At 42.3% G+C, this 4,029-nt stretch carries 4 protein-coding genes and 3 tRNA genes; 3 read left to right on the top strand and 4 right to left on the bottom strand.

Features of this window, described 5'->3' with window-relative positions:
* Positions 1 to 75: 75 nt before the first annotated feature.
* Positions 76 to 471 carry a divergent polysaccharide deacetylase family protein gene (locus VMW01_16110; protein HUW07772.1) on the top strand — a complete coding sequence of 132 codons (396 nt, stop codon included), beginning with the start codon at positions 76 to 78 and terminating at the stop codon, positions 469 to 471.
* 237 nt (positions 472 to 708) lie between these two features.
* The gene (locus VMW01_16105; protein HUW07771.1) at positions 709 to 1,455 is read left to right on the top strand and encodes a polysaccharide deacetylase family protein; all 747 of its coding nucleotides are present in this window, start codon (positions 709 to 711) and stop codon (positions 1,453 to 1,455) included.
* Positions 1,456 to 1,886: 431 nt separating this feature from the next.
* On the opposite strand, the gene VMW01_16100 is transcribed toward VMW01_16105, so the two are convergent.
* From VMW01_16100 to VMW01_16085, 4 genes are all read right to left on the bottom strand, one after another.
* Positions 1,887 to 1,960: transfer RNA gene (locus VMW01_16100), tRNA-Gly, on the bottom strand.
* A gap of 6 nt (positions 1,961 to 1,966) precedes the next feature.
* Positions 1,967 to 2,044, bottom strand: a tRNA-Met gene (locus VMW01_16095).
* 1 nt (position 2,045) lies between these two features.
* Positions 2,046 to 2,120 (bottom strand) — tRNA-Asn (locus VMW01_16090).
* A gap of 51 nt (positions 2,121 to 2,171) precedes the next feature.
* Positions 2,172 to 2,366 carry an acyl-CoA dehydratase activase-related protein gene (locus tag VMW01_16085; GenBank protein HUW07770.1) on the bottom strand — a complete coding sequence of 65 codons (195 nt, stop codon included), beginning with the start codon at positions 2,364 to 2,366 and terminating at the stop codon, positions 2,172 to 2,174.
* A gap of 1,330 nt (positions 2,367 to 3,696) precedes the next feature.
* On the opposite strand from VMW01_16085, the gene VMW01_16080 reads away from it, so the two are divergent.
* Positions 3,697 to 4,029, top strand: a 333-nt coding sequence (locus VMW01_16080) for a hypothetical protein (GenBank protein HUW07769.1), incomplete at its 3' end; no start/stop codon positions are given.

Here is a 4,029-nt window from a genome sequence, read left to right as displayed (position 1 = left end):
GCTTGGACCCGGTGCCTTATCCACAAATTTATCTCCCTAGGAACTTAGAACTCGACTTGACCACAGTGTGGAGCAATAACTTATGCTGTTGGTATCAGCAATCACATGGGATCAAAAAGCACAGAGAATCCTGCAATAGTGGAAGCGATTGTGGAAACCGCCAAAGAACGCAATTTGATAATTTTGGACAGCAGGACCAGTGAATCCACAATTTTGGCCCAGGAAGCAAAGAAGGCAGGTGTTATATCCGGTACCCGGGATGTTTTCTTGGACAATTCAGCTGATCTTAATTCTATAAAAGAACAAATAAGACTATTGATAGCTAAAGCTAAAACTTCTGGTAAAGCTATAGGTATCGGGCACGTCGGACCACAAGGCCCTAATACTGCCCGGGCTATAAGGGAGATGCTGCCGGAAATGAGTAATCAAGGCATTCAAATAGTGCCATTATCTGAGTTGCTGCATTCGTAAGCAACATTCAGAATGTTACCTCGCTCTACTCCCTCATAAAACGTTTATTCAACGACGTCAAAACTACGAACAAATTGACTCAATTATATTGTCTTAACCAATAACGATTTGCAAAGCATACTCATTTCACCGACACACTTATAATAAAACTTATATATAAACAGACCAATATTATCTGAAGAATGATCAGTCTGTTAGGTCCCCTCTTCGCATAAATGTATAGGAGGGGGGATATGGGTGTTCATTAATTTAAGAATCTCACGAAGAGTACTTTCGTTAGTCGTGATTTTCCTTCTATTGTTTGTTGGAATTGTTACTGGAAAATGGGTCCTTGTATCTAATGCTACGGTCTCAAAGCCAATAGAACAGGTCAAAACGGATCAGAAAGTCATGGCTTTAACGATTAACGTGGATTGGGGCGAAGAATATATTTCGGCAATATTGGATGCATTGGATAAAGGCAAGGCATCGGCAACCTTTTTCGTTACCGGGCGTTGGGCCAAGAAACATCCAGAATTACTGAAATCAATGGCAAGCCGAGGTCACCAAATTGAAAATCATGGGTATTCTCACCCGCATCCTGATCATCTTTCTGTAGGGTCTAACCAAGAAGAAATTATAAAAACAGAAAGGATCATTGAAGGAATCATTGGACGAAAAACACGTTTTTACGCACCGCCTTATGGAGAGAAGGGTGTTTCTGGACTGCGAGCAGCTGATGAATTGGGCTATCAGACCATTCTATGGACATTGGATACTGTCGATTGGAGGGGAGACAGTACAGCAGAGATTATCGCGAAACGTGTTCTTAATCCAGCCATTCGGTTTGGGATTAAACCAAATAAATCCGGTGCGATTGTATTAATGCATCCAAAAGAGAATACAGTCAAAGCCTTGCCTGTCATTCTCGACCAATTGAACCGAGAGGGATTTGTTTTAAAAACTATTGATGGATTAATAACATTTGACCAGATCGGAGGATAATATCCCATGACGAATCAGAAGAGAACTATTTATCTCATCCAACTACCTGAGGGATTAAACGGACCACATCCCACGAAAGCGGCACAACAGCTATCGCTAATAAGATTCTGGTGATTGCGATATATCACATTAATATTGCCTCATTTGGAACCTATCTTAACACACTTTTGAAACTTAATATCCTTTTACTTGAAGCTGTCGAGTAACTCGTTGTTCCTTTTCGCGTTCGCGTTCTGCTAAATATTCTGTGGCTAATTCATTGTACGGATCCTTGGTAAGCAATATCTTGTAAGCTTTCAAAGAATTAGATGGCCTAGGGCAAGCAACGCTTATTCCTTCCCCATGCGTTTTCACCTTCGCAAATACGTCTCCGATAAACTTCATTAGTATAGGGAGAGCGCAAATATATGTAACAGAGAAATTAGTTCTAATGGAGCGGGTGAAGAGAATCGAACTCTCGTAACTAGCTTGGAAGGCTAGCGCTCTACCATTGAGCTACACCCGCATGTTTTGGTAGCAGGGGGGGGATTCGAACCCTCGCATGAGCGGGTATGAACCGCTTGCCTTAGACCGACTTGGCTACCCTGCCATGGCTCCCCGAGTAGGACTCGAACCTACAACCTACCGGTTAACAGCCGGTTGCTCCACCATTGAGCTATCGAGGAATATATCTGGCGGAGAAGGAGGGATTTGAACCCTCGCGGCAGTTACCCACCCTAACGGTTTAGCAAACCGACCTCTTCAGCCGCCTCAATAAAGTTACCCAGGTTAAGTTTAAGGGGGAGGCAAGCGGATTCGGGTGAAAATTTGGTACCAAGCGCAATGGTACGCTTGCTGTTTTCTGGAGGCACAACAACATCTATGTTGACCGATTCAAAGAGCGTCTGCCACTTGGATTTCTCCCTTATCATCGAAGTCGTAGGTTCCCACGTTCCCCATAAGAGCCTGTGCTAAGTTCACGCCACCTTCATGCCGGTCACCATCTGGACAGACAGGTGTCCTCCAGACTTATCTCAGGTTAACAACTCCCCCCTGGTTTTGATGACGTCCATATCCTTTCGACACGTTATCAGCGGTTCATCTGTATTCGTCTCCGTAGCACTTACCTGACGAGGTCTTGCCTCGCCTTTTCCTTAACGCTCACTACCATGGCTTTTGTCCACAGCAGCTTAAGGTGGTTTAAAGCCTCCACCTGCATGGCAGCTTCGAGGGACCTTCCCTCATCTCTTATACAGCACGTCGCAAATTCACGCGACAGTTCCTGTCGCATGATTGCGCCTTCGTGGATTGATCTTGGGTCGATTAAGCAAACGTTGAATAGGTACCGAGAGCGGATTGTACAGTAGCAATAGCTTTTTGCAGGTCTTGTTGAACAGTCAAAGAAACCCCTCCTTAGCAAAAATCCTTAAACAGAAAATAGTATTTGTAAACAGACTTATTTTTATTAATTGAAAATAAAAAAACCGGTAATTCTCACTACCAACGCTGGGCCGGACCAATTACCTGCTTAGGAATGGTAAACCAACTTAACCAAAAAATAAATAAATTCTTTAAAATAGGGAATATTAATCCATGTATTTTAAAAAATTTTTGAGGTAAAATGCATGGAATTATCCCCTCGCCTCTATCATTGGTTTGTCCGTCCAGATATTTTAAACAATTTGTACATAAAAGGTGTCCTGGGCCGATATTTTAATTTTACCGACAAAAAGGTACTTGATTTTGGTTCGGGAATTGGGTCAGCTAGCTCCCTGTGTTCGAAAGACCACTATATAGGGGTAGATCCGGATTCGCGACGCATTGCTTATGCCAGATGTTTAAACCCGGGTTACAACTTTCTAGTCTTGGAAGGTACCAATCTGCCTCTGGAGAACAATTCTATCGATTACATCCTTACGCTATCGGTGTTACATCACATCGTTTCAGAAGATTTCTCACCTTATCTCTCTGAGTTTCAGCGAATTCTTAAGCCTTATGGCAAAGTTGTTGTCTTGGAACCATGTCTGTTTAAAAAATCTTTTTTTTCTAACTCCGTTATGAAATTATGTGATAACGGTAGCTTTATTTGTGATTACGACTCTTACATAAAAATGTTTAAACTTAAAGACTTTAAAACCGAATTCCTAACACAATTTAAGAAGGTTTTATATAACGAGATTCTATTTACGGCAACGCTCCCATAAAAATGACGATTTTTTATTCGTTAACATTACGCTTAAAATTTTTTGAAAAAGGTGAAAAATGGAGCCAGGTTACGTCAAATTCTTAAAAAACCATCAACTGGAACAAAGAGTGCTCAGGGCCAAAGAACATCTGTTAAAGTGTAATCTTTGTCCTCACCAATGCGGAGTCAACAGGCTAGAAAAGCTTGGTTTTTGCCAGGCTCCCGACAAGGCTGTGATCGCCAGCTATGGTCCGCACTATGGGGAGGAACCGCCTTTAGTTGGACACAATGGATCAGGCACGATCTTTTTTGGTTATTGCAACATGCGTTGTGTTTTTTGCCAGAACTGCGAGCTTAGTTTCGGCGGCGAAGGGCAAATAATTACGAACGAGACGTTAGCGGAAATTATG

Source organism: Williamwhitmania sp., from assembly GCA_035529935.1.
Classification (GTDB): domain Bacteria; phylum Bacteroidota; class Bacteroidia; order Bacteroidales; family Williamwhitmaniaceae; genus Williamwhitmania.
The sequence above is the reverse complement of the archived record's forward strand: the minus strand, read 5'-3'. Positions and strand labels throughout refer to the sequence as shown.